Source organism: Bacillus bingmayongensis (assembly GCF_000299035.1).
In the GTDB taxonomy this organism is placed as follows: domain Bacteria; phylum Bacillota; class Bacilli; order Bacillales; family Bacillaceae_G; genus Bacillus_A; species Bacillus_A bingmayongensis.
Genome location: NZ_JH921518.1, coordinates 258457 through 284428, shown reverse-complemented (window position 1 = coordinate 284428; position 25972 = coordinate 258457). Strand labels below are relative to the sequence as shown.

Below are 25972 nucleotides of genomic sequence, written 5' to 3'. Positions count from 1 at the left end.
AAATTGTTTCACCCAGTAGTAATACGTACTACGCGCAATCTCAGCTATTTTCACTAAGTGACTTACCTTAAAAACATGCCTTAATTCATAAATTACTTGCGCTTTTTGACGTTCTGAGATTTTCTCTCCTCTTGAACTAAGGCGTTCAACTTTTTTAAATATGCATTTTCCATACGTAAACGCTCTATTTCCGCTAATAATGCTTCTTGTGATCCTTCTACTGGCTGTTCTTTCTTTGTTTCTTTTTTCATCGTTGGACGCCCCCGTTTTTTTGAATAAAGGGCGTCAATACCTTGTTTTTCTAGAGTTTTTTTCCACTGTAAAATAGTCGATGGATCCGGAATATTATATATTACAGCTGTTTCTAAAAGAGACGTCCCTGTTTCATTCATAAAGTTAAGTACGTCCATTTTAAATTGTACAGAGTAATTTGTATACCTAGATCTCAAGCCTTCTATTCCATATTTTTTATAGAGACCTACCCATTTCATAATAGATTTATGATGCGTACCTATTCGATTGCCTATGGCTCTATAAGATTCTTTCCCTTCAAGATAGTCCTGAATAGCTTCTAATTTAACTTCTAATGAAAACTTTGCCATAAAAAAACTACACCTCCAATTGTTAATTGTGTCTAACAATTGGGGTGCAGTACAATCTGTTTATCTAAAGTGGTGTTTTTATAGTGAAAAGTGAAAAGAAGATCTGAACTGAAAGGCGGATTAAGGAACCGTTGAGTAGCGATAAAGTTACTCCGCTAAAGGGCCAGATTGTTGAAGATGAACCGGGAATAAAAATCAAAATACACAGTTAAGGAAACAATATTTAAGGTCAAAGTAATAGATGATCCTGGAAGAAATTTTGAGATGATCAAAAGGTATTTACAATAAAACAGCTTTGCATGAAATTTTCATTTTTAAGGAAGTGGATGGATGGATTTATTAACTTTTACTGAGGAATTTTTTAATTATGTAAGGAAGTTTTTACTTTTAAGATTTACACTATTTGCTTTGGTTCTCATGACCTTTTCCTTTGTCATAAACCGTATTATTGATTGGTTCTTTAGGAAGTCAAGTTTTTTTGATGAAGAAGTAGAACAGACGATTCAAAGTGTAATTCGATCAATTTTTAGGTATGGAATTATGATTAGCCTTGTTATTTATCTAATTAGTCAATTTGTAGATATAAAAGGTATTCTTGCAGGTGCAGGGATTGCGGGAGTTGTCGTCGGTTTTGCTGCACAACAGATGCTAAAAGATGTTATATTAGGGTTCGCAAGATTAACGGACAAAGAGTTTCGTGTCGGCGATTTTGTTACTTTTAACGGAACAAGTTCAGGTACCATTGAGGAAATCAGTATTCGCTTTATGCAAATTCGTGAATGGTCGGGAAAACTCCTTACCATCCCACATGGAGAGATTAGAACGATACAAAATTTTAATAAAGGCCGGATGCGGGTTATTGAACGGATTACGGTAAGTTATCAGGAAAATCCTACAAGAATAAAGGAATTGTTAGAAAAAGTAAGTGTTATCTGCAATGAAAAATTGGATCAAAGCCTATATAGGATAGAGGACGAGGCTGTTGAACCATTTCAATATATTGGTATTACAGACTTAAATCCAAACCTTAAATATGTTGGATACGAATTTTGTATTATAGGCTTGGTTAAACCTGAAGAGTATTTTGAAACTTCCAGGCAAGTAAGGTTTGAACTAATGTCTATATTCCATAAGAATCAAGTACAAATGCCAACAGCGAACATGTTCGTTCATACTGAAAAATTACAGGAGATTCCTGGAGAGCAGCTTTCACAAGCAGGTAAAGAAAACTAGCTGATTGGAGATCCTAGGTCAGTTCATGAGGCGCGATTGCAAATTATATTTAGAATTTGGGTTTGTAGACCGGCAGATTTCGATGAGCTTAAGGGTTTAAACAATACCTCCTAAAAAAGTAACTTCTGCACTCGGGCGCAATTCTGTAGCAAGAATTGTGCTCATTCTTTATGTATTGGGCTACATTCTTGTATAACTAATTGTGGAAATAATGGCAATTTGAGATAATTGTTATTAAGTTAAAGAGCAGGTTAGTTTAATAACATCAGTAACAGTTTGTTTAAAATAAAGAGCTAACTACATCCAGTTAGCTCTTTATTTTTCTCTAAAAAGGAACTTATTAAAGCGAATAATTCGATTGATATGTTGTTAAAACTTTAATTCTAGTATTAATCAATAAAAGCTGCTTTATAAGCTTGTTGAACAGCTTGAACTTCAGAAGAGTTTGCCCCATATAAATTTGTGGCAACACGAATGCAGGCAGCTTTCAATTCTTTGAAATCAGATGACATATTTAATTCATCTGTATTTGCATAGTAGAAGATATCAAACATTTTATCTTCACCAATTCCTCGAACAGCTACGTTATTATGAGTACCACCATTTGCAATTAAGTAAGCTACTTTATTAATAATGCTAGAATTGATATGTACCCCGCCATAATCACCATCACTAGTTAGCGGTAGGTTTTTATAGTCTTTAAAATCATCTGGATATGCTCCAAAGCCAGTAGAAAGAGAAGAGGGATTTGCCATATCTCTAAATACGTCTCCTGCTTGTTCACCTACTGTCCAGTTAAATGTTCCGTTGTTTGCATACTTTTCAACAGCTACACCAAAGATATCTGATAAAGCTTCATTAATGGCTCCTGATTGTCCTTCATATTTTAATTTAGACTCACTGGCAGTAACGGAATGGGTAAATTCATGTCCCGCGACGTCATATGCTTTTACAAGAGGATCACCATAAACTAGCATGCTACTGGTACTAGAATTAGAACTTAGTGCATTAAACCATTGTTTCGGATCTTTTGTTTCTGTAGAATCCCATGCGTGTACAACAGAAACAACTTTTTTACCAAGATTGTCGAAGCTGTTGCGTTTATATTTATCTTTATAGAAGTCATACACTTTTGTTGCTAAATAATGTGCACTAACAGCTTTAGAATCGTTAAATGTTGTAGAAGTACTTGTTACTAGGTTCCCAGGATATGCCCAGTCTTGTGTTGTAATATCTTTATAATTGACATCATATGTTTCAATGCCTTTTCCGCGTGAGTAATCCGCTAATGCATACTTTCCGTTACTTTGTTGTGAAATCCCAAACGTGCGGGTAATTCCAGAGTCATCCGTACCTCTTCCTGTTAGTGAGGCAAGACTCTTTTTCTTGTCGTTTTGTAATACTTGAACTAATTTTTTATCTACTTTTAAACTTGATTCTTGTACCATATCTTTTAAAATTTCACCATTAAAAGCATTCATTAAGTATGTTCCAGATACATACTGTGGTGTGGCAGCGCTAAATGTTACCTGATAAGCAGTTGTTGCTTTTTTTGTATTCTCATCTACATAAATTACTAATTTACTTTCAGCTTTATCAATAAATGTGATATCGTTACCATACTTCTTATATATATATTGCTTTGCATCATCTTTTGATAGTTTAACAGGGTTTTTTAAATCACTTTGCTGTTGTAAGTTTTGAGCGCTATCTCCTGAAATACTTTTGATTACCCCTTTTTTATCAACGTGTGCTGTAAGCTGATAACCATATACTTCGCGGTCTTCATAAGTTTGTTGCATACGTACTAACGTTGTGCCGTCATAAGAGGGGCGTTTTTGGGTGATCTTAAAGTCTACCTTTTCTTCTTTGTTTACTTGTTTAGGAGATAAGGCTTGCTTTGTTTTTTCTTTTAAGGCATCTTTCACTACATGTTCTGGAGCTTTTTGAGAAGGAAGAGTTAAGTCTCCGGCACGGTAATTCTCATCCTCTATATTGACTTGTAATTGATCATTTGTTTGTGCATTTGCTAAATTGTATGGAGCGAATATAGATAAAGCAAGACCGGTCGAAATACCGATTGAAGTAATTCTATTCTTTTTATTCATATTATATCTCCTCTATTCTTATATTTTGAAAATTAAAACTTGATAGAATTGTAATACAGAATTATGTCGAATAAAAGAGAAAAACTTCATTTTATGTAAAGATATGCAAAATTGCATAGTTTCGTAGTTAAATATAAAAATAAGGAGGATAGGTCCTGAAGGATTTGTTGAAATTTGGGTGAATAACTGTAGTGCAGTAGTTTACATGTCATATATGGTGAAGAGAGGGATACGGTTGATCATTAGGGAAGCTTTTTTAAACGAAGCAAATGAATTAAGTCATATAGCACTAACATCAAAAGCCACTTGGAACTACAGCGAAGAATTCATACTAGCATGTAAGGAAGATTTGACGATCACAGAAGAGTACATAAAAAGTAATGATGTATACGTTTTAGAAAAGCAAGGTGTGAAAATTGGTTTTTTCTCATTCCAACGTAAAGAAGAAACAGCACTCGATTTTTTATATTTACATCCAAATTATATGGGAAAAGGTTATGGTAACATTCTATGGAAAAGTGTCGTAGAAAAAGCAGCTGAATTAGGAATTAAGCGTTTTACAATTGATAGTGATCCAAATGCAAAAGGGTATTATATGAAAATGGGAGCAAAGTTAATTGGGGAGACACCTTCAACAGTTTTTAAAGATCGTGTTTTGCCACTTTTACAGTATGATGTATAAAAATGAGTATACATAGGAGATGCTGAAATGAGTGAATTAGAAATTGCACAAGTGCACGAGGTTTTAATAAAATCTTGGTCATTAGAAACAAGCTCAAAGTGGACGATAGAAAATCCAGCAAAAGGACAATGTGGTGTAACAGCACTTGTTATACATGATTTGTTTGGAGGAGACATAAAGAAGACGCAAGTTGGCGAAGCTTGGCACTTTTACAATGTTATAAATGGCAAGCGATATGATTTTACACAAGCACAATTTTTTGAAGAGATAGCCTATATGGATATTGCTTCTAATAGAGAAGAAGCATTTGCAGACACAAATGAAAGGCAATATGATTCTTTAAAACAGAAAGTGCATATCTTTATGCAATAGAATTTGTATGAAGCGAAATATCTTTTGACTCTTAACGCTTAATAAGTTACTATAATGGTGGTAACTTATTAAAAGGGAAATACTTCATAGAGTTGAGAGGGGAAATACTTTTGAAAACAGCTTATGTAAGCGCTACGATTGCAACTTTAAATGAACAGAATGAAATGTTACAAAACGGATATATCATTGTAGAAGATGGTAAAATTATAGAAGTGAAAAATGGTGAATTCTCTAATGAAAATCAAGTAGATGAAGTAGTAAATCTGAAAGGAAAATGGCTATTGCCAGGTCTTGTGAATACACATACGCATGTTGTGATGAGTCTTTTACGTGGCATTGGTGACGATATGCTATTACAACCATGGCTTGAAACGAGAATTTGGCCGCTTGAAAGTCAATTTACTCCAGAGCTTGCCGTTGCAAGTACAGAACTTGGCTTGTTAGAAATGGTGAAAAGCGGGACGACAACATTTTCTGATATGTTTAATCCAATTGGTGTGGATCAGGATGCAATTATGGAAACAGTTCGTAATAGTGGAATGCGTGCTGCAGTTTCAAGAACCTTATTTAGCTTTGGAACGAAAGAGGATGAACAGAAGGCAATTCAAGATGCAGAGCAATATGTAAAACGATATTACAGTGAAGATGGTATGTTAACAACGATGGTTGCTCCTCATAGCCCGTATACATGCTCTACAGAAATGTTAGAAGAGTGCGCGCGTATTGCAGTAGAAAATCAGACAATGGTTCACATTCACCTTTCCGAAACAGAGCGTGAAGTACGGGATATTGAAGTACAATATGGCAAACGTCCAGTAGCGTATGCAGCAAGTTGTGGTTTATTTAAGAGACCGACAGTTATTGCTCATGGAGTTGTGTTAAATGAAAATGAGCGCGCTTTCTTAGCAGAAAATGATGTTCGTGTTGCTCATAACCCAAATAGTAACTTAAAATTAGGGTCTGGTATAGCGGATGTTAGAGCAATGTTAGAAGCGGGAATCAAAGTGGGTATCGCAACAGATAGCGTGGCATCTAACAATAATTTAGATATGTTTGAAGAGCTCCGCGTCGCAACGTTATTGCAAAAGGGCATCCATAAAGATGCCACTGCATTACCAGTTGAAACAGCTCTTTCACTTGCAACAAAAGGAGCTGCAGAAGTAATTGGAATGAAACAAACGGGCTCAATTGAGGTAGGGAAATGTGCTGACTTTATTACAATAGATCCGTCCAATAAGCCACATTTACAACCAGCAGAAGAAGTATTGTCACACCTTGTGTATGCAGCAAGTGGAAAAGATGTATCTGATGTCATTATTAATGGAGAGCGTATTGTTTGGAATGGTGAATGCAAAACATTAGATGAAGAGCGGATTATTTTTGAAGCGAGTCGTTATAAGCGAGGATTAAAGATGTAGTTGTAAGGTAGAAATCAATGATGAAATAGAGAAAATTGATAAAAATACTATCCTTTTTAGTAAATAAAAGAAGGATAGTGTTTTTTATTTTAGAATGCATACATATTCATTGAGATGTAACGGCTTTACAGTAATATTTCTGTTATAATATATAACGCTTTATAATATTATTTGAATTTAAGGAGAAAAATTCATGAAGCAACATGAGACACGATTAATAGTATTTATACTTACAACAGCTTTACTTTTAACAGCTTGTAGTAGCAAAACTGTTAAAACAAATGAAGTAGCAAAAAAACAGGTGTTAAACGTAACGGTATCAGAAGAAATTCCTTCCCTTGATACAGCGAAAGCGATGGACGGTACATCATCACATGTAATGCAAAATATATTTGAAGGGTTATATGTACTGGATCATCAAGATAAGCCTATTCCTGGTGTGGCGAAGTCTTTTGAGAGAAGTGAGGATGGGAAAAGATATATATTCCATTTGCGTAAAGATGCAAAATGGTCAAATGGGGAATCGGTAACAGCATATGATTTTACTTTTGCGTGGAAACGGGTATTGAGTCCTGAAACAGCAGCTCAATATGCATACTTGCTGTTTGATATAAAAAACGCGAAAGAAATAAATAAAGGTATATTGGCTGCTGATCAACTAGGAGTAAAGGTATTAGATAATTATACGCTAGAAGTGCAATTAGAACAGCCTGTCCCATATTTACTACAATTATTAGCATTACCTGTTTATTTACCACAGCACGAATCGTTTGTGAAAGAACAAGGAAATAGATATGGATTAGAGCCAAATAATCTTATATACAATGGGGCGTTTGTGTTAGAAAAATGGAAGCATGAACAAGAATTTCAATTGAAGAAAAACAATACATATTGGGATAAGAAGCAAGTGAAGCTAGAGGCTATAAATTTTCATATTGTAAAAGATACAATGACGGCTGTAAATTTATATGAATCTGGTAGTATTGATCGCGCTCCTGTTAGTGCAATATTTGTAGATCAATACAAGGGAAAAAAGGAATTGCATATGAAAAAAGAATCTGCGATAGCCATGTTACGTTTTAATGAAAGGAATGCTACGTTAGCAAATAAAAAAATCAGGCAATCTATTTCTTTAGCACTGAATAAAGAGGGATTTGTAAATCACTTTATCAATAATGGTGCAACACCTGCAGAAGGTCTTATCCCGATAGGATATAAGAATGAAACAAATGGAAAAGATTTTCGACAGGAAAATGGTAATCTTGCTGTGTATGATTTGCAAAAGGCTAAACAAATTTGGGAAGATGCAAAAAAAGAACTTAGTACAGAAAGTGTCACACTTGAATTTTTAACATTTGAACAAGACAATGCAAAACGTATAGCAGAATATATAAAAGGAGAGCTTGAAAAGCACTTACAAGGCTTAGAGATACAGATTAAGCAGCAACCATCTAAACAAAAATTACAGCTTGAACAAACAGGACAGTATGATATATCTATGGTAGTATGGGGGCCAGATTACAAAGATCCTATAAATTACTTAGAGTTATTTACGACAGATAATCCGAATAATAAAATGAAGTATTCAAATTCATATTATGACAATCTTATAAATAAAGCTAAACATGATATTGTATTAGATCGACAGAAAAGATGGGAATCTTTACAAGAAGCAGAGAGAATATTGTTAGAAGATGTTGCTGTTGCTCCGCTTTATCATACTGGTCTAGCATACATACAAAAGGAATATGTAAAAGGAATTGAAAAGCATCAATTTGGTGGTGTGTATACGTATAAAAATGCTTATTTAGGTGAAAGATAGATTGAATTAAAAAGCTAAGACGTATGTGTCTTAGCTTTTTTAGTGTCTACAAAAACAATGTTTAGAAAGGATAACGTGAGGGTATTAAAATCTCTTGAGTTGATGGGCATGTATGGTGACCCCTATTTTGTCGGTGGGGGACGAATGTATTATGATGAGGTTGTTCACCTTTAAAGTATTAGTTTACACTTGTCCCTGCACATTGTGTGGGGATTTTTTTTATGAAGAAAAGACACCTTTATCATTAGGTGTCCAAAAATTTAATATTTTAATTCTAAACTTTTACTTTTAGAAATTGAACCTATTGTGTATTCGTCTCCGCCATATTGAATAGTTATGTTAAATGTTTTACTTTTATCGTCTTTAACGTGTCCAGAGATATAAATAGATTGTAAGTCTTTAGGCCCAAATTTATGTCCAGTAATTACTACATCTAAATCTTGTTTTTCTTTAAAGTATTTAACTGTTGTCTCTTTTGCTTCTTTTATTACTTGTTGTTCTTTTGTTGCTTCTTTATTTTTTTGATCCATATTACATCCTCCTAAAATACTTAAAATAAGTATAAACAATAAACAAAAACTAATTTTTTTTATAGTAATATCCATATTTATCCTCCATTAATGTTATCTTAATTATAAGAATATATCAAATATTACAGGAGGGGAAATGTTTTGAGTAATAAAAATGAAGTTTTAGATTCTACTTTTTATCAATTAGCGGACACTGCGTATAAATCTGATAAAGATATTGATGAAGAAGTTGTTATTACTAATAAAGATGGTCAAAGTTTACAAACATGGGAAAAAGGAAAAACATTCCATGACGAACAAACAGGAATGGATGCTGTAGTATTTGAAAGAGTAGTAGATGGAAAAACACAAGTGATGGTAGCTTTTCGGGGAACTCAAGGGGACAAGATTCTAGTAGAAAATTCTCTAGGGATTCCGATGAAACCAGGAGAAGGAATGAAGGATTTAGAAACAGATATTGATTATTTTGTTACGCGTAGTAAAGGGGTACATGACCCAGCACCACCTCCAACAGCACCAGGAACGGAAGCTAATCATCCAGAGAAATACTGGAATGAAGAAAATAAACAATGGGAATATCATAATCAATTTGAACAAGCTGAAAAAGTAATGGAAAAAGTCAACGAACACTATAAGGATAAAAATGTAGAAGTATATGTTACAGGTCATTCTTTAGGAGGGGCTTTAGCTGAGTATGTTTCGGCATTTGATGATAGTGTGAAATGTATGTCATGGAATGCGCCAAGTGCAAAACATTTACTACCACCTGATTTGTGTGAAAAATCTGATAACGGTGAGTTTAAGGACAGAATAGTTAGTGTCGTTCATGGATCAGATACGATTGGTTATGGTCTATATGGTTCTTATGATGGTCATATTGGTTCTACATATGCTGTGTCACCACCTCCGTCGAAAGAGGATATAGAAGCCCTACGAAATCTGCCTCCATCACAACAACTTGCTTTATTACTAGCAAGATTTAAAGATTCTATTTCAGGCCCTGGGTATCATTATCAAGATAGTAAAAATAAAAACTTTCCATTTGGAAATGATGGATTTTTATCAAATTCATACCTACTGAATGTAGATACAGGGAAAATGGTATCTGAGTCGCCTGGTAAATTGTTAGGCGGCGGAGAAATTCGTGTAGTCGTAGAGAATTTAGAGGAAGCCGTAAGACGCATGAAACAAAATGCACAAGAATTCCAAAACCGAGTGCCGAGATTAACTTCAAATATGATGGATTTATTAGAAACAGCTGAAAGTAAACGATTAGAAGCTAAGATAACAAATATACGTGCGCATGTTGAACATATGAGTCATTGGTACATCCGTACAGCTACAGAAATTTCGGATTTTATTGAAAAGAAAGTGGATGACTATAAGAAGACAGATGGACAGAAATAAGGGGGATTCACATGCCAAGGATCTATTTAAATGAAGAGGCTTTAAATAAGGCGTTACAACAGTTTGAAGAGATGATTCGAGATTTAGAACATAATAGAAGTGTGGTAAATAGTATTCACCATATGCTTGATACAAGTTGGTCTCAGCTTGGTGTGGGGAAGAAAGCGGTTGGTGATGTAGACAATTTTAGAAAAGATATTGCAAAAAGAATGGAAGAATTAGAGTCTGATAAGCATGAATTAAAGAATGCCATTGATTTAATCAAAGCGCTTGATCAAAGTTATGATTATATGGGGCCGAAGTATTAAAAAAACACTCACTAGGAGTGTTTTTTGTATTCAAATCAGTATTTTATATACGGGGTACAGACAGCCAAACGAAAAAAAACCACGCTAAGGATTTTCGAGTCATTTTATCGCTAATTTAAATTGTGTTGCATTAACAACCGTTTTCATTGGTATTCTCATGTCCTAACGCAACACAAATGGTGTTGTGTTGTATCAAAATATTCTTAACGGGACAAAATTCAAAAGATTTTATATCGAAATTTGCTTAACGTGGTTTATTTCCAAAATGCTGGCGGTACCCCATGCCCATCAACCTAAGCTTTTATAAGTTTAATTTCACGTGAGATTTTTCTTTTCCCTAAAGATCCAGTGTAATTTCTTTAAAGATTTGCATACCAAATAAACCCTATCGGGTTTCAATTTTTTTGATTATGCTACATGATTGTGAGACATAGAAAAGTTGTATACGACGCCTAAGATATCAAAGACTGTTTTCTTCTCATACCTATGAGATTTTCGTCCGTTTTTCTGTAAGAGATTAAACAGACGAAACAATATCTTTGTTAATTCTTGGGTGTCTTTTTGTAGAGATTGATAAATAAGTGGAAAATAATCTTTTATGATATAAATCGCTTTATATTCGCTTAATTCTCGTTTCTTCTTGATGAGGAGTAAATGGCGCATTTGAAACATGGTGGAGGAACAAAGAAGGATACTTATTAATTGTCCGTATAAGTGACATTCTAGTCGTTCTAATTTTACAGAATGACAGTGATGAATACGAAAAAACGATTTCCATGTTTTAAAGATAAGTTCAATTTGCCATCGTAAGGAGTAAAAATCGTATACTTGTTCCTTTGGTAGATATTCCAAAGGAATATTTGTAATGTAAAAGTTAATTGCACTAAGCTGTTTACTGCGTTCTTTGTAGGTAATTTGCTTCTTATGTTCTTTAGATGCTAAATCCTTTTGTCTACGTTTCATTTGTGTTTCAGTTAATTTATACAGAATAAGTCTTGCAGGAAGCTTTTGATACATTCCAATATAAATCTCAGGAATTTCATATGTTTCACCTGACTGTAATTGGTCACTGAATTGCTCCATATCTAATTGGATGTATTCAGAGTGCTTTTTTATTGTTCCATTTTGAAAGTATTCAGGCTCTTTATTCTTTTGATATATACGAGTATTGAGCTTTAATCGTGAAATAAAATAAGCACCACACTCATCTATCGTATGTAGATCTTTTAAGTCGAAGTATCCCAAGTTCCGTATACATACATCGTGCGGTTGAAGAGACGTTAAGCAAGTAGAACCATAAATTTTATCATTGTGCTTTCCAGCACCCACATGAACATGTAAAAACTGTCCACTTAATAAATCGTACTCTAATTGAATTTTCACACCGGCACTTTGACCACTACCTCCTGAACCTTGGTATATAGAAACGAATTTATCTGGAACCTGAAAATGTGTAGAATCTAATACACGAATACGATGAAAAGAGTTTGTATACAAAGTTGAAATCTTGCTAGAGGAACAAAATTGTTGGTGAAGTAAATGTGCTAGGAGTTGTTGTAAAAACCGCACAGCCTGAGAATTAAAGCGTTGATTTAGTCCTTCTGGACTCATAGAAATACCTGTATGAACTTCTAAACGACTACACAGTTGTGTTAGGGAGGAATGAGCTATGTTTTGGCTTAACCAAACACATAGTGCTACTAATTCTTGTGCACCATATTTACTTCTTCGTTGAACAAATCCTGCTTTTCTAGCTAACTGATTCAAAGCATGTGGCGACATATACCGCTGTAATTCTTTTGAAAACAAGTCCAGTTCATCAGAAAACGATAAATTCATACCAAAACCGCCATCCTTTCTCTATAAAAGAACAGTGTTCTTTTCATTATATAGATACAAAATTATCTTAGCCTGATAGCTATAAGGTTCTTTCAACAAAGTGCGAATTTTGCACACTAAGAAAATTCAAATAAATAAAGTCTATTTCTTTTAATGTATAAGAAATAGACTTTATTGTCTTTTGTCTAACTGTCTGAATACTTACTTTTTTTGAATCACTTATAAAACTATTTTTTTCCATTTGCGTATTTTAGTTCTGAAATTCGTAAATGGAGCAACTGTATTGATATGCACCCATTTCCAAACAGGCCACATTGCTTTTGTTGTGGCCCATTTCCTTTGTTCTGGTTGGAATAATTCTGCTTCAGAAAGATCATTTATCCAATTAACTAACATTCGGACTAACTTTGTCAATTCTTCCTCCTGCTGTTTTAAGGTTAAAATACCGTATTGCTCATAAAAAGATTGATAAAGTCCACCTAAGTTATTCCATTTATAGTCTGGAGTGGGCGTTTGTACGTCAAGTCCACATTGTTCGTCTTTTTCCCATGATAACAACAAGTTAATCCACCCCAATTGATAAGAAAGTATTTCAGAAGGAGATTTATCCACTTCAGAGATATGTTTATCTCTCAACTCTTCAGGAATCACCTTAAATTCTTCAATAAATTTCTTATAGGCTTTATCGATTGATTCAATTAATTCTTCAGAATTAGAGTACTGTTTCATAGTTCTTTCACACCTTTATTTTTGATACCTTCAGTATATGATAGAATGGTATCAAAACATGATATCATTAGGAGTTTTTTATGAAAAAAGACGAGCGACTCATTCAAGAAATGATCTATATCAATTCAAAAAAGAATTTTAATCTTAACGACTTGATTGAAGAATTCGATATTTCCAGAAGTACCGCCTTACGAGACATTGCTTCCTTAGAAGAATTAGGTGTTCCTCTTTATTCTGAAAAGGGAAGTCATGGTGGATATCACGTGTTAGAAAATCAACTTCTACCGCCAATTTATTTTAGTAATAATGAACTATATTCTATATTCTTTTCGTTACAACTACTAAAAACATTGCTAAAAACTCCATTTGATAAAGACTACAAAGAAATTAAAGAGAAACTATTAGCTGTACTGCCAAAGAAACAAAAAGAGATGGTTCAGGAGGCGGATCAAGTTATCCAATTTATAGGAACAAATCAAAAAAAAGAGTCTCCATTTTTAGGAGAACTCTTCTCTGCAATACTCAACAAAAAGGTAATAGAAATCAGTTATTGTCGCTATGGCAACAATCAAAGAATCATTCAACCCTTAAGATTATTAATTACAGATGGAAATTGGTATTGCTTTAGTTGGGATTTAGACAAAAAAGAATTTCGAAATTTTCGTTGTGACTATATTCAATCTGTAAAGTATAAAGATAAAGAAAGCATTCCTTTTACTGAAGAGAAAATTAGTTCGTTATATAGAAAACAATTCAATACACAACGACCTTTTTCTTTTAAAGTCAAAGTTAGTGAGAAAGGGGTTGAACAGTTCTATAAACGCATTTACGATAACATGTCACTTCAAGAAGAAGAACAAAACAAATACATTATTGGGACTTTTGGAGAAAAGGAGATAGATTTTCTGGTTCAGTATTTTTTGTCTTTCGGTAAAGAAATTAAAATCATTTCTCCAGAAATCCTACGCTCCAAATATAAGGAATATTTAAAAGATATATTGGCGGATTGTTATGAAATAAAAAGTAGATTACATACAAACTAGCAAGTTAAACTCGGTTAACATAAAAAGAGAAAATGACATTCCTAATTAATTTCAATTAGGTTTTTGATGCCATTTTAATAGAGTTATTTAGAAGGAAGTGAAATGACTTGATTTTTGATGAAGAACTATTAAAACATATTTGATGGAATCATAGTAAATTCCAAGGATAATACCGATATAATTTAGAAAGAAATTGAACCTAAAACTTAAGAATATTCACTAGCCCACTGTTATAAAGTTTATATTTATGATGTCCCCAGAACGAAAATTCCACATGAATATCCATAATTGCATCTCTTTTTTCATCTAATTTGAAAATAAGCTTTCTATTTTTAAAAACCATCAACACCAGTTCAAATTATATGAATGAAATCCGCACATACTACTTTTGTAGGAAAGAAAAATTATACAAAAGTAGTATGATTTAAGATATTTTTACTGGTATTATAACAACAAAAAGATATCGACATAAAAATTACAATAAAGAAAGGAATAAAAATAATGATACAGAGCATATACGAAACTCATTTACATGTAAGAAATTTAGAAAAGGCGATAGCTTTCTATCAAAATAAGTTAGGGTTAGCATTAGCAAGAAAACTATCTAAAAGAAGAGTGGCTTTCTTTTGGGTAGGAGAAAATAAAATTCAATTCATCACATGATTAGAGATATGTGGTCTAAACTTAAACTATTCGAAGCGCAAGTTTTTCAGGGGGTAGTGTATTATTGTTATAATCAAATATATAATATATTTTAGGAGGAACTCAATTTGAAGAAACCATTGATTGTTGGGGCAGTATGCTTAGCACTTACTTCTTTAACTGCGTGTAGTAATGACAATGAGAAATCATCCACTGAAGTGAAAAAAGATGAGATTGTTATACATATACCTAAAGAAAAATCTAAAAATCTAGAACGATTTGAAACATTTTCTCAAAATGTAAAAGATAAGAAAAATGACGAAATACAAATTAAAAATTATTTAACTGACGAGGAAGCAAAAGTACCAACTTTAGAAACTGTAACTTATAAAGATGAAAAGTTCACTTTTACTTACAAGTACAAAAACGACTATAGAAAGGATATATGTAATAAGCTTGTTACTCCTCAAGAAACACATGGTATAGCATATATGCTAAGAGATTGCGCCCAGTCAGAAGAGGGCATTGTGCTTCATTATACAGCGAAGGATGGTGAAGGAGTATACTCCATAAAAGATAAATCTATTGAATTTATTGAAGTTGAGGGGGATAAGACCTACATATTCGTAAAGCAATTTGATGTTGGAGCTTTCGTGAACGCTATCCAACATACAAACTTTAATACACCTTCAAATACATCTAATACGCGAAAGTCAAATTACAAAGTAAATGTTCACTTTTTAAGTGGAACAACTCAAACATACTATTTGTGGATTGACAAAGAGAAATCACAAGGAATAATTATGGATTCAGAACAAACAAACCAAGGACATGAAATCGATAAAATATTTGTAGATGACATCATAAAAATGTTAAATTAAAATGACATATTTTAATGCGCCTCAATAAGATACATTTTTCAGATGATTACATGAACTCCATTACTACGTAAAAAATTGACCGCCCTCACAGGCGGTTTTCTTATACGCTGCTGTCTTCCAACACATTCGCCTTTAGGTACAGAAAGCTTCTTTTCAGTCTAGAACTATTTTTTAATAGTCAAATACTTTTTTCTATAGTCTAAAACATTTTTTTAATAAGACAATTAGAACTCATGACACCATCATATAAAAGCGTTATAAAACTACTTCAATACATCATTGAATAAGTAGGCATTAAAATTTAGCTATCTAATATTTCAAGGTGCGCTACAATTAATTATTCGGACATATTCTGCTGTTTACTTTAGTATAATTAAGAACTATCTGTCTAGTAAATAGAGAATATTAGTATTTGGGAGTGAACAGTACCAGAATAATATGCAATAGTAGAGAAGGTGCTTGTTCAATGTAGTGCTTTATTAAGTACATAAATCATACTTAGATTATTTATATATATATTGTGTAGCATTTGAAAAAAGTTTGATCAAAAACAGCATAATTATTGTGAATTAGTATACAAATTTTATAAAAAAGTTCGATCAAAAGTTTTTATAAACCATGCTACAACAATGTTTTCTTAAAAAATCTTCCTCTAAAACGGTTAAACTTTTTTCAAATCATCGTAACTTTTTTATAAACGGTGCAACTTTCTTCAAACCGGTACGACTTTATTTCAAATCAACATGTACACATTTTATCGTGAGCGTCCTATTTATGTACAGAAAAACTTTTATGTACAGTGAACATTTAATGCGTGATATGTTTGAAAATTAAAGGTTTGGATGATATTCGAAGAATATGTACATAAAAGTTTACGGAGATATATCCATATAGTGAAGAGGATGGACTATGAAACAAAAATCTATATTAATCGTAGATGATGACGCAGATATTGTTCAATTAATTGAAGTGCACTTGAAACAAGACGGATTTAAAGTTTTAAGAGCTTATAATGGGGTAGAGGCATTAGATATTTTAGAGAAGAATGACATTCAACTGGCTATTTGTCTTGTGAAAATTAAAATAAAAAGAGGGTATCGTATATATTCGTACGATACCCTCTTTCTTATTGCCCAGTAAATGTTTGATACAGTAAGAAAATATTTAAAGCAATAACGAGCCCGGCAATTAACCAGGCAATTGCGCTGGTAATACGATGATTGACTAGAATACCCATAATCTTTTTGCTACTTGTAAACATAATGAGAGGTACTAATGCAAATGCAATACCAAATGATAAAACGACCTGACTCATGACAAGGGCGTAAGTTGGATTTACACCTAAAGCGATAATAACAAGTGGTGGAATCATTGTTATAAATCTTCTTAAATATAAAGGAATATGCATGCGGATAAATCCTTGCATAATAATATCACCGGACATTGTACCGACGGAAGAACTAGATAAACCAGCAGCTAACAATCCAATTCCAAAAAGGCTCGCTGATACAGGTCCAACTAAATTGCTAAATTCATTAAAAGCAACGTCTAAATCTTCAACATGTAATCCGTTTTTGAAGAACAAGGCAGCTGCTACAATTAGCATACTTGCATTAATCGCTCCAGCAATCACCATTGCAATAATGATATCAATGAATTCAAAATGGAAAATCTTTTTACGCTGTTCATCTGTTGTTCCGACTACGCGGCGCTGCGTTAAAGCAGAATGTAGATAAATCGCATGTGGCATTACTGTTGCACCTAAAATCCCAGCTGCAAGTAAAATACTATCTACACCTTGAAATTTAGGAATAAATAGTCCTGAAAGAAGGGGGCTTAGTTCTGGTTTCGCATAAAATACTTGTACACCAAATGCAACAACAACAATAAAGACCATCCCTGTAATAACAGCTTCTAATGGACGAAAGCCTCTACGCTGGAATTCAAGTATAATGAATGATCCGACTGCTGTAATTAAAGCAGCGGGTAACATTGGGATACCGAACAGTAAATATAGACCTAAAGCGGCGCCGATAAATTCAGCTAAGTCAGTAGCCATAATAACGAGTTCACCTTGTATCCATAAACCGATTGAAACGGGTTTTGGAAAATGTTCGCGAGCAACTTCAGGAAGGTTTTTACCAGTAGCAATCCCGAGTTTTGCTGATAGAGACTGAATTAATACGGCCATTAAATTGGAAGCTAGAATCACCCAAAGTAATAAATAACCGTATTGTGATCCCGCTGCAATATTTGTAGCGAAGTTCCCTGGATCAATATAAGCAACAGAAGCAATAAAAGCAGGTCCTAAAAAGGGTAATAATCTTTTTAATCCTTTTGTTTCACCACTTAAAGCTAGATGAGCAGATTGAACTGTTGTACTTTGCGAAGGGATTTGTTCATCTTTTGTTATACCTTTATTCATAATAGTCTTCCCCTTTAGTTTCTTAGCTTGATGCAATTATTGTATTTATTCTTCTATTTTATTTCAATACATTCAGATATTTTAGTTGATGTTTTTATTTGAACATAAGTGTTTCCTTAATGCAAATTATATGACTTTATACAACAAAAGGTGTACTTGAAATAACTATGTAACCAAAATAAATAAAACAGCTAACATACAGTTGTAACTTTTGGGATTTTAGGAGAATGAAGAAAATTGACCTATAATATGGAATGGAAAAGGGTGTTTTTCAATTGTAAAATAGGGGTTATAGCATATTAATTGCTGGAAACCGATTTGTATGTTATATAATATATTGGGATTACATCGCAACCGTAGTGGATTGTTATGTAATCTCGTTTTTCATTTGCGTTAACTTATGGGAAAACATTGTAAATAGGAGAAAGTTATTTGAACAATAGTTAACATATCTTTTCTTATTCTTATATGTTCCGATATGATCGTTAACTTATACATGATTTTAAAATATTGACTTAGATAGGTGGTAGAAACAACATGTTAAATACGAAACCGTATAGAGTGTTACTGTACTACATGTACACTACAATTGAGAATCCGGAAGAGTTTGCAGCTCAGCATTTAGAATTTTGTAATTCACTTGAATTAAAAGGAAGAATTCTTGTGGCAGAAGAGGGAATTAACGGAACTGCTTCAGGTACTGTTGAACAAACAGAGAAATATATGGAAGCAATGAAAAACGACCCACGTTTTGCTGGAATCGTTTTTAAAGTGGATGAAGCTGATGGGCATGCGTTCAAAAAGATGCATGTACGTCCGCGTAAAGAGCTTGTTACACTTCGATTACATGACGATATTAATCCAAAAGAAACAACAGGAAAATATTTAGAGCCAAAAGAGTTTTATGAAGCAATGCAGCAAGAAAATACAGTTGTAATTGATGCAAGAAATGATTATGAATTTGATTTAGGGCATTTTAGAGGTGCGATTAAGCCGGACATTAAATCATTCCGTGAATTGCCAGACTGGATCGATGAAAATAAAGAGATTCTTGAAGGTAAAAAGATTTTAACGTATTGTACGGGCGGTATCCGTTGTGAGAAATTTTCAGGCTGGTTAGTTCGAGAAGGTTTTGAAGACGTAAGTCAGCTTCATGGTGGAATTGTAACGTACGGAAAAGACCCTGAAGTACAAGGCGAACTTTGGGATGGGCAATGTTACGTATTCGATGAGCGTATTGGTGTTCCTGTGAACCAAAAAGAACATGTTATCGTTGGTAAAGACCACTTTACAAATGAGCCATGTGAGCGCTATGTAAATTGTGCGAATCCGGAATGTAACAAACAAATCTTATGTTCAGAAGAAAATGAACAGAAATATTTACGTGCTTGTTCACATGAATGCCGCGTGCACCCACGTAATCGTTATGTGAAAGAACATGAATTAACAGAAGAGCAAGTAGCTATTGCATTAGAAAAAATTGAAGCAGAAAATCAAGTGAAATTAGGATAATATTTCACTTGATTAAAAACGGATCTTATCGTAAAAGAGAGGATCCGTTTTTTTATTTAGATAATGAAAAAAATTACACATTGCTTGTTTGAAACAGCTTGTTTATATAGTTCTTGAATTTCTAAAAAGTAATTATAGGTATATTCTAATATTTCATCTGAATCATCATCTTCAACAAGTGGATAAAGTTGTTCATCCATTAATTCTTGAAAGTTGTACATGTTGTTAAAATCAGATTCACTTAAATCTTTTATTGCAGAATAAGCCTCTTCGACTTCACTAGCTGTAAGGTAAAACGTACCGAGAGAATCGTTATCTATGATGGAATCATTCAGTGGTACGACATGCCCAATTGGCGGTTCGCCTCCGCCAATTTCACCACATAAAATAAAATGAAGTAATTGCCATGACTTATCGATATCTAAATCAGATTCTTTAAAATAAATATCCAACTTTTTATTTTTGATTTTACTTAATTCCTCATTTGTAACTAGTATATACTGTCCGATCATCCCCATAATAGCCAGCTCCTCTAAAGGTTTTGAATTTAGTATATCATTTTTAATGTAGCTATTTGCTCCAACATTTGGAAAGTAAAGAAGAGCAGCTACTTACTCTTGTTATAATCAGATCTTGTTAAACCATAAACGACAGTATCTTCATACACTCCCCAGTACAAACAACTTTGTTTAAATGTTCCTTCATGTTTCAATCCTAATTTTTGCATGACTTTAGAGGAGGCAGGATTTTTAGCGAAAGCATCAGCATAAATTCGATTGAGCTTTAATTCTTCAAATGCATATGTAACGATGACCTGACCGGCTTCAGTGCAGTAGCCTTTACCCCAATATGATTTACCTATCCAGTATCCTAATTCTCCTTTATTATGTTTTTTATTGATAAAAAGGTATATGCAACCGATGAGTATATTTTGCTCATTAACCATTGCAAAGTGAAAACTGTCTCCTTTATCCATAGCTGTATGAGTAGAGGTAATCCACTCTTCTGCCCAGCTATCTGGATAAGGATGAGGAATAATTGTAGTAGTTTTCGCAACTTCTTTATCTCCTGCTAATTCTTGAACTTTAGGAGCATCATTTAATTCAAATGGGCGTATTGTTAATCTCTTAGATAAGAACATTGGATATTGCATTTTTTCTCATCCTTTCTAACTATACAATTAGTTTCTAATTTAATAATACATAACTTTTTGAATTGAAATACTACGAATTTATTCGTTAATAAAATGATGACTATTATTATATAGACTTAGTTAAAATAAAACCTCAACAAGAGGTTGAATCTTCTGTCTATTTTGTGGGTCAGATGTATAATATAGTTATGCTGCAATAAAGTGAAATTTCATGTTTGGAAAAGGGGAGTTCTATATGCGTATTTTAGTATTAGGGGCTGGAGGAGTCGGAGGATATTTTGGAGGTCGCTTAGTAGAAAAAGGGGAAGATGTTACTTTTCTTGTTCGTAGTGGACGAAAACAACAGCTTAAAAAAAATGGTTTAGTCCTTCGTAGTATAAATGGAGATTTCTCTTTCATACCACAATTAATAACAAAAACTGAATCAGTAGCCCCATTTGATTTAATTTTATTTTCAACAAAAACTTATCATTTAGAAGAAGCCATAAACGATTTGAAGCCATTTGTTGGTGAGAACACAATTATTATACCACTACTAAATGGTATAGCCCATCTATCTGCATTACAACGAGTATTTGGTGAGGATAAAGTTATTGGAGGTTTGTGTTTTATTGAAACAACATTAAACGGCGAGGGAGATGTTGTTCAAACTAGCTCTGCTGACCGATTTGTATTTGGGGAAATTAAACATCTACATACAGAGCGAATACATAGGATTGCCGATACCTTAAAGGGTACAAAAGCAAGTTTTGTTTTGAGTAATCATATTGTGCAAGATATGTGGCATAAATACTTATTTATTACTGTTATGTCAGGCGTGACTACGCTAATGCGCGCACCAATAGGACCAATCCGTGAAAGTGATGGGGGCCGGGACTTGATTCGGAATTTATTTGAAGAAGCAGCACAGATTATGAGAGCATCGGGAGCCCCAATTCATGATCATATTGTTGAAGAACATATAAAGACGATTGATAAGATTTCCTATGATATGAAATCTTCTATGCAGCGAGATATGGAAAAAGGTTCATTCATCGAAGTGGAGTACTTACAAGGATATTTATTGAAATTAGCAAAGCAATTCCATATAGATGCGCCGATGTTAAAAATTATTTATCAAAATTTAAAGATTTATGAAGAGACGTTGTAAGAGAAAGTTTAAACAGTCCATAGAGAGAGTCCTAGGCCTGCTGGTGTGATGTAGTGAATTACTGTAAATGAGATATAATTGGCTTTTGTCTCTTGAAACAAGCTACTGTATAAGGAGAAGAAAATTGGTTGTTATAAGGAGGGGGGATTACATTGATTAAATTTGTCCAAGTTATGTTTGGTAAACCTTGCAAAAAAGGTGAGACGTTCCAAACTAAATTTGCACGTTTTGTTTATTGGAGTGCAGTTGTAGGCTACTTTTTTGCGGTGATTCTTTTTGGGATAGGCTCACTTTTTAATGACATATTCATTCCATCCCTTGTAGGCTCTTTATTGTTTCCGTTTATATTTAGATTGGTTTATTATGTGAATTTAAAAATGAATGGTCTCGAAAAAGAAGATGGATATAAAAAAGTACAAATTAGGTAAGTGTATATGAACATTCAATATTTTATCCCACTATTTGCTGATAGTAAGACTCTCACCTCAAAATTTAACGAAAGCAAAGAAGTTATGTGGAGGGAGCAACTGTCTGCAAAAGCCCGATTAGTGTAGGATAGTAATCACCCCCCCTACGGATTAAATTTTCACTTTATAATTCTGATATTTATGAACAATAAAATTGAAAGTCGATATTATAAAAATAGTATCGGCTTTTTCTGATTAACTTAAAATAATAGTGATAATTTCTATTTGATAAAATGGAAAGTTTGGAGGAATAAAATGCAGCGACTAAACTTTAAGAAATTTGAAGTGACAGATTTTAAGGATTACTTCCAATTAGTATCTAATGAACAAGTTATGGCACAAATTACAGAACGAGCGATTCCGTTGAAAGAGGCCAAAGTAAACTATCAAAAGTTATTAGAACGTAATGAAAAATATGAGTTATATGGCTCATATAAAGTTTCTGATAGTGTAACGAATGAATTTATTGGTCTTGGGCATTTCACTTTAAATGAAAAAGAAAGAGAAGAAGCTGAAATTGGCTATATGATATTACCTACTTATTGGGGGAAAGGATATGGTACCACAATTGCAAAACAATTAATTGAATTAGCTAAGCAAACAAAATTGAACGTACTGAAAGCAATTATTGATCCAGAAAATATCCCTTCTAGAAAAATTTTAATAAAACAAGGATTTACATCAGAGAAAATTTGTGAAATTGATGGATTACCTGGAGAAATATTAAGTAGGTTTATATAAGGAAACGTCCTTTTGTTCGGAAATAAATTATGCATTATCTTTATTTGTGCGTACATCATCTTGTTCCTTTGTGGGATCACCGTATAGTTGATTAGGCTCTTCAATTATTTCATTTAAGAATTTATCAGACAAAAAATGATTTTATGTAAATATACCATCCTTTCTAGTCAAACTTGATATGACGCATTATGTTCGTTTATGAAGTAGTATCCTACATAATCATCGCAATTTTTCTATTTCTAAAAATTTAAGCTATTGTTTAAAAATTTTTGTTTACTTTTTTTAAATAAAGGAGTATTATAATCCACAGTTTCAAATTTCTAAATCGCTGAAACCGCATGGTACGGGGGACCCGTTTTTATGGATTATTGCATAATCCAAGGGGTGAATCCTTGAAAAAGGTAGGGCTACTCATAGGCCCGAATCCGACAGCTAACCTCGTAAGCGTTATATTGAGAAGGAAGGTGGAGCTTGTGCGACAAAAAAATTGATGTCTACAAGTTTATTTGTTAGGGCTTGTAGACATTTTTTGTTTTCTGAAAAGATAGTTTATTAGTTTTAACAAGCAGAGAATTGTTCGTACAAAATTATTGGAGAGTGGACAGCAGTGGTTTCATCTATAAAAAGATTTTTAATTGGAAGACCGTTAAAGTCAACTGAATTAGGAGAGCAAAAACTTAACAAAACGAAAGCATTAGCTATTCTTTCTTCTGATGCTTTATCATCAGTGGCATATGGTCCAGAGCAAATATTAATTGCACTAGCTACAGTGAGTGCGTTAGCATTTTGGTATTCAATTCCGATTGCAATTGGAGTATTAATTCTGTTAACAGCTTTAATTTTGTCTTATAGACAAATTATTTTTGCGTATCCTCATGGCGGAGGAGCATATGTAGTATCAAAAGAAAATTTAGGGGTTAATCCAGGATTAATAGCTGGAGGATCCTTATTAGTAGACTATATTTTAACTGTAGCAGTAAGTGTATCGGCAGGTACAGATGCGATTACATCTGCATTTCCTAGCTTACATGAACATAATGTAATCATTGCAATTGTATTTGTATTATTTATTACGATCTTAAACTTAAGAGGTGTAACGGAATCAGCTTCAGTTTTAGCATATCCAGTTTATTTATTCGTTTTAGCATTATTTATATTAATTGGAGTAGGAATATATAATATTGTAACGGGTCAAGTTTCACCAGATTTGCATACTCCAATTGGAACACCAGTTGCAGGTGTTAGTTTGTTTTTACTGTTAAGAGCATTCGCATCAGGTAGCTCTGCTTTAACGGGCGTTGAAGCGATTTCTAATGCAATTCCAAACTTTAAAGATCCAGCTCCCAATAATGCTGCGAAAACATTGCTTGCGATGGGATCTTTACTTGCGTTATTATTTTCAGGAATTGTATATTTAGCGTATTATTATGGGATTACTCCTAGTAAAGAAGTGACAGTCGTTTCGCAAATTGCTGAGCAAACATTTGGTCGAAACTTTATGTACTTTTTCATACAAGGTACGACAGCTTTAATATTAATTTTGGCTGCTAACACTGGTTATTCTGCGTTTCCTTTATTAGCAGTTAACCTTGCGAAAGATAAGTTTATACCGAGAATGTTTACGATTAGAGGAGATCGATTAGGGTATTCAAACGGTATTATTATCCTTGGAATTGCCTCAATTCTTTTAATTATTGCTTTCCAAGGGCAAACAGAGCATCTTATTCCACTTTATGCAGTAGGCGTGTTTATTCCATTTACGTTGTCCCAGTCTGGAATGGTGGTTAAATGGATTCGTGAAAAGCCTCAAGGATGGATTTTAAAATTAACGATCAATTTAATCGGTGCTATTATTAGTTTTATCGTTATGAGTATGTTTTTTTTAACCAAGTTTGCACAAGTTTGGACAGTTTTAATTTTCTTACCTGCCATCATTTTTGTTTTTCACCGAATTAAAAAGCATTATGAAGCGGTAGGGGATCAATTAAGTCTTAAAACGTGTGAACCAATTTTGCCGATTGAAGGGAATGTAATTATTGTTCCTGTTGCTGGCATGACTCATGTAGTAGAGAATTCATTAAATTACGCTAAATCCCTTTCACCAGATCAGATCATAGCTGTTTACGTTTCTTTTGAAAGAGAAGATGAGAAGAAATTCGAAGAAAAATGGAAGAAATGGCAGCCGGAGATTAGACTGGTGACACTGCACTCTCATTACAGAAGTATTATTCAGCCGCTGACCAAATTTATTGATACGGTTCAATATAAAGCTAGCGAATCAAATTATCGGGTTACTGTAGTAATACCACAATTTATTCCTAAAAAAGGCTGGCACAATATTCTTCATAACCAATCGAGCTTATTAATTCGTGCATTCTTGCTGTATAAGAGAAATGTAGTTATTACGACTGTGCCTTATCATTTAAAAAAATAAAGATTATAGAACAAGCAATTTCTAAGGTAGCTTTACTTATGTAGAGCTACCTTTTTATATTAATAGGTTATATACCTTATCTTTGTGTATCCAATCCTTGTTTTAAATTTGGTAGCTCAAAGCTTTTACCACTCCGAAAGTTATTCTATCTAACCTTGTTAAAATTCTTATTCATCGACTTTCGTTTTTTTTGAATAGGCTAACTTTTTAGGGTGTCTACATTTTATAAATGCCTTCAATACTATTAAAATATATAGTTTTTGATTTTTTCTTTAAGAATATTATTATAAAAATGCGTTTTTTATATCTGCATTCTCCATTAAGGAAAATAGTGCAGCTTGTATTTGTTTCTCGATACCAAATTATGATTTTAAGAAGTCGTTAAAACAGAATGAATTATAAGTCGGAAAGGAATTTGATTTATAAAAAAGCAAGGACAGGGTATATTTGTGCACAAATAATTTTAAAAATATG

General features: G+C 33.2%; 22 protein-coding genes, 4 pseudogenes and 1 riboswitch. Of the genes and pseudogenes, 16 read left to right on the top strand and 10 right to left on the bottom strand.

All coding sequences use genetic code 11. From position 1 onward, the window contains the following. Together Y7E_RS34470 and Y7E_RS35070 are read right to left on the bottom strand one after the other, a co-directional pair. A pseudogene (locus Y7E_RS34470) lies at positions 1-488 on the bottom strand (helix-turn-helix domain-containing protein); the annotation flags it as partial. A 12-nt stretch (positions 489-500) separates the two neighbouring features. Beyond that, a pseudogene (locus Y7E_RS35070) lies at positions 501-602 on the bottom strand (hypothetical protein); the annotation flags it as partial. A 330-nt stretch (positions 603-932) separates the two neighbouring features. Here Y7E_RS35070 and Y7E_RS0115985 point away from each other — a divergent pair. Further along, positions 933-1835 carry a mechanosensitive ion channel family protein gene (locus Y7E_RS0115985; RefSeq protein WP_017152278.1) on the top strand — a complete coding sequence of 301 codons (903 nt, stop codon included), beginning with the start codon at positions 933-935 and terminating at the stop codon, positions 1833-1835. A gap of 389 nt (positions 1836-2224) precedes the next feature. Here Y7E_RS0115985 and Y7E_RS0115980 read toward each other — a convergent pair whose 3' ends face one another. Then, complete coding sequence (locus tag Y7E_RS0115980) at positions 2225-3943, bottom strand: M4 family metallopeptidase (protein ID WP_017152277.1); 1719 nt, start codon at positions 3941-3943, stop codon at positions 2225-2227. 235 nt (positions 3944-4178) lie between these two features. On the opposite strand from Y7E_RS0115980, the gene Y7E_RS0115975 reads away from it, so the two are divergent. The 4 genes from Y7E_RS0115975 (at position 4179) to Y7E_RS0115960 (ending at position 8237) form a co-directional block, all read left to right on the top strand. Then, the gene (locus Y7E_RS0115975) at positions 4179-4625 is read left to right on the top strand and encodes a GNAT family N-acetyltransferase (protein WP_017152276.1); all 447 of its coding nucleotides are present in this window, start codon (positions 4179-4181) and stop codon (positions 4623-4625) included. Positions 4626-4652: 27 nt separating this feature from the next. Continuing rightward, positions 4653-4997 carry a YunG family protein gene (locus Y7E_RS0115970; RefSeq protein ID WP_017152275.1) on the top strand — a complete coding sequence of 115 codons (345 nt, stop codon included), beginning with the start codon at positions 4653-4655 and terminating at the stop codon, positions 4995-4997. A gap of 92 nt (positions 4998-5089) precedes the next feature. After that, positions 5090-6415 (top strand): bifunctional S-methyl-5'-thioadenosine deaminase/S-adenosylhomocysteine deaminase, encoded by a 1326-nt coding sequence (locus Y7E_RS0115965; RefSeq protein ID WP_026049236.1) that lies wholly within the window; start codon positions 5090-5092, stop codon positions 6413-6415. A gap of 193 nt (positions 6416-6608) precedes the next feature. Beyond that, the gene (locus tag Y7E_RS0115960) at positions 6609-8237 is read left to right on the top strand and encodes a peptide ABC transporter substrate-binding protein (protein WP_017152273.1); all 1629 of its coding nucleotides are present in this window, start codon (positions 6609-6611) and stop codon (positions 8235-8237) included. Positions 8238-8497: 260 nt separating this feature from the next. Here the strand turns inward: Y7E_RS0115960 and Y7E_RS0115955 are convergent, their stop codons facing one another. Further along, positions 8498-8842 (bottom strand): hypothetical protein, encoded by a 345-nt coding sequence (locus tag Y7E_RS0115955; protein WP_167321109.1) that lies wholly within the window; start codon positions 8840-8842, stop codon positions 8498-8500. 66 nt (positions 8843-8908) lie between these two features. On the opposite strand from Y7E_RS0115955, the gene Y7E_RS0115950 reads away from it, so the two are divergent. Together Y7E_RS0115950 and Y7E_RS0115945 are read left to right on the top strand one after the other, a co-directional pair. Continuing rightward, positions 8909-10174, top strand: coding sequence for a lipase family protein (locus Y7E_RS0115950; RefSeq protein ID WP_017152271.1), 1266 nt, complete (start codon positions 8909-8911; stop codon positions 10172-10174). Positions 10175-10185: 11 nt separating this feature from the next. Beyond that, a complete protein-coding gene (locus tag Y7E_RS0115945) occupies positions 10186-10482 on the top strand; it encodes a hypothetical protein (protein WP_017152270.1) in 297 nt (98 codons plus the stop codon). Positions 10483-10890: 408 nt separating this feature from the next. Here the strand turns inward: Y7E_RS0115945 and Y7E_RS0115940 are convergent, their stop codons facing one another. Together Y7E_RS0115940 and Y7E_RS0115935 are read right to left on the bottom strand one after the other, a co-directional pair. Then, positions 10891-12321, bottom strand: a complete 1431-nt coding sequence (locus Y7E_RS0115940; protein WP_017152269.1) for an IS4 family transposase — start codon at positions 12319-12321, stop codon at positions 10891-10893. A 219-nt stretch (positions 12322-12540) separates the two neighbouring features. Continuing rightward, entirely contained in the window at positions 12541-13050 is a 510-nt protein-coding gene (locus tag Y7E_RS0115935) for a ClbS/DfsB family four-helix bundle protein (protein WP_017152268.1), read from the bottom strand. A gap of 80 nt (positions 13051-13130) precedes the next feature. Between Y7E_RS0115935 and Y7E_RS0115930 the strand changes: the two genes are divergently transcribed. From Y7E_RS0115930 to Y7E_RS0115915, 4 genes and pseudogenes are all read left to right on the top strand, one after another. Continuing rightward, positions 13131-14093: a helix-turn-helix transcriptional regulator gene (locus tag Y7E_RS0115930; RefSeq protein WP_017152267.1), complete on the top strand. Its 963-nt coding sequence runs from the start codon at positions 13131-13133 to the stop codon at positions 14091-14093. A 501-nt stretch (positions 14094-14594) separates the two neighbouring features. Further along, positions 14595-14750: pseudogene (locus tag Y7E_RS29980) on the top strand (VOC family protein); the annotation flags it as partial. 113 nt (positions 14751-14863) lie between these two features. Next, positions 14864-15616, top strand: coding sequence for a YhfM domain-containing protein (locus Y7E_RS0115920; protein ID WP_017152265.1), 753 nt, complete (start codon positions 14864-14866; stop codon positions 15614-15616). A gap of 909 nt (positions 15617-16525) precedes the next feature. After that, a pseudogene (locus tag Y7E_RS0115915) lies at positions 16526-16720 on the top strand (response regulator); the annotation flags it as partial. A 22-nt stretch (positions 16721-16742) separates the two neighbouring features. Here Y7E_RS0115915 and Y7E_RS0115910 read toward each other — a convergent pair. Continuing rightward, entirely contained in the window at positions 16743-18041 is a 1299-nt protein-coding gene (locus Y7E_RS0115910; RefSeq protein WP_017152263.1) for an Nramp family divalent metal transporter, read from the bottom strand. 537 nt (positions 18042-18578) lie between these two features. Between Y7E_RS0115910 and trhO the strand changes: the two genes are divergently transcribed. Next, the gene (gene trhO, locus Y7E_RS0115905; protein ID WP_017152262.1) at positions 18579-19553 is read left to right on the top strand and encodes an oxygen-dependent tRNA uridine(34) hydroxylase TrhO; all 975 of its coding nucleotides are present in this window, start codon (positions 18579-18581) and stop codon (positions 19551-19553) included. 56 nt (positions 19554-19609) lie between these two features. Here trhO and Y7E_RS0115900 read toward each other — a convergent pair whose 3' ends face one another. Beyond that, positions 19610-20071 carry a YfbM family protein gene (locus tag Y7E_RS0115900; RefSeq protein WP_017152261.1) on the bottom strand — a complete coding sequence of 154 codons (462 nt, stop codon included), beginning with the start codon at positions 20069-20071 and terminating at the stop codon, positions 19610-19612. A gap of 89 nt (positions 20072-20160) precedes the next feature. Further along, complete coding sequence (locus Y7E_RS0115895) at positions 20161-20706, bottom strand: GNAT family N-acetyltransferase (RefSeq protein WP_017152260.1); 546 nt, start codon at positions 20704-20706, stop codon at positions 20161-20163. A gap of 235 nt (positions 20707-20941) precedes the next feature. Here Y7E_RS0115895 and panE point away from each other — a divergent pair, with 235 nt between their 5' ends. The 3 genes from panE (at position 20942) to Y7E_RS0115880 (ending at position 23064) form a co-directional block, all read left to right on the top strand. Then, complete coding sequence (gene panE / locus Y7E_RS0115890) at positions 20942-21856, top strand: 2-dehydropantoate 2-reductase (protein ID WP_017152259.1); 915 nt, start codon at positions 20942-20944, stop codon at positions 21854-21856. A 152-nt stretch (positions 21857-22008) separates the two neighbouring features. Next, positions 22009-22284 (top strand): hypothetical protein, encoded by a 276-nt coding sequence (locus Y7E_RS0115885; protein WP_017152258.1) that lies wholly within the window; start codon positions 22009-22011, stop codon positions 22282-22284. Between the two features lie 294 nt (positions 22285-22578). Further along, the gene (locus tag Y7E_RS0115880; RefSeq protein WP_017152257.1) at positions 22579-23064 is read left to right on the top strand and encodes a GNAT family N-acetyltransferase; all 486 of its coding nucleotides are present in this window, start codon (positions 22579-22581) and stop codon (positions 23062-23064) included. Positions 23065-23091: 27 nt separating this feature from the next. Here Y7E_RS0115880 and Y7E_RS34465 read toward each other — a convergent pair whose 3' ends face one another. Continuing rightward, positions 23092-23196, bottom strand: coding sequence for a hypothetical protein (locus Y7E_RS34465; protein ID WP_237741392.1), 105 nt, complete (start codon positions 23194-23196; stop codon positions 23092-23094). A gap of 184 nt (positions 23197-23380) precedes the next feature. Further along, positions 23381-23526, top strand: a riboswitch (cyclic di-AMP (ydaO/yuaA leader). A 145-nt stretch (positions 23527-23671) separates the two neighbouring features. On the opposite strand from Y7E_RS34465, the gene Y7E_RS0115875 reads away from it, so the two are divergent. Beyond that, a complete protein-coding gene (locus tag Y7E_RS0115875) occupies positions 23672-25498 on the top strand; it encodes an APC family permease (RefSeq protein ID WP_017152256.1) in 1827 nt (608 codons plus the stop codon). The last annotated feature ends 474 nt before the right edge of the window (positions 25499-25972 follow it).